The organism is Vibrio sp. 10N.222.55.C6, from assembly GCF_041473395.1.
In the GTDB taxonomy this organism is placed as follows: Bacteria; Pseudomonadota; Gammaproteobacteria; order Enterobacterales; family Vibrionaceae; genus Vibrio; species Vibrio crassostreae_C.
Genome location: NZ_JBFRSD010000842.1, coordinates 1 through 900 on the forward strand (window position 1 = coordinate 1; position 900 = coordinate 900).

General features: G+C 40.4%; 1 protein-coding gene. It reads left to right on the top strand.

From position 1 onward, the window contains the following. Nucleotides 1-900, top strand: a 900-nt coding sequence (locus AB4486_RS26470) for an integrase (RefSeq protein ID WP_372119735.1), incomplete at both ends; no start/stop codon positions are given.

Here is a 900-nt window from a genome sequence, read left to right on the forward strand (position 1 = left end):
ATAAACCTGATTTCTCTATTCACAAACCTATGCGTTTCGATGGTGTGAAATTACTGTTTACCTCAGAGGGTGAGCCTGAGTTTTATGCTAACGCTTATATTCTGAGTCGTCGTATCGTTGAAGGTATAAAGAACACTGAACCTACCTCTTATGCTTTACTTCGTTTCTTTAGGTTTCTAGGGAAGAACAATCTCAACTGGAATGACGAAAATCAAGAGCTTGAACGTTATCCCATTTACCTGTTCCGAGCTTACTTAAATAAGCAAATTGACAGCGGCAATATGAGGCGCAGTGTAGGTTCAACAACCTTGTCCGTAATTAGAAGATTCTATGTGTTTTGTCTGCGACATGGTTATGTTGAAAACCTCCCTTTTGAAGTAACTGGTTACACCAAATATGGCCAGATGCTTACAGACATAACCATTACCAGCCCGAAGCAGGAAACCACGTTAACACCAATGAATGACATGGATATTCAGCATATAAGAGACAACTGGCATCGTGCAGGGGTTTCAGGTGAGTTTAGGTTACTCGTTGCAACTGCTATCAACTCAGGATTAAGAGCAATAGAGGTTGCTGACTTAAAACCTCGCCATGTGAAAGTGCCCAAGGGGTTTAGGGGTAAAACGTTCACCAACATTAAGATTGGTAATTCTCACGGTTGCCGAACTAAGTTTGGTACAAACCGAGTGATTTCAATGCCAGTGTGGTTAATGGAGCAGTTATCTAAATACTGTGAAAGTGAGCGATATAAGGAGCGTGCTAGGTTGTATTTTTACAATACAGGTGATGAAGATGCCCCTATTTTCATCACTAAAGAAGGTAATAGATTTAAAGAAGAAAACGAAAAATCAAACTCAATCGACGCCCTCTGGAGTAAATTGCGAAGTGCGATAAAAG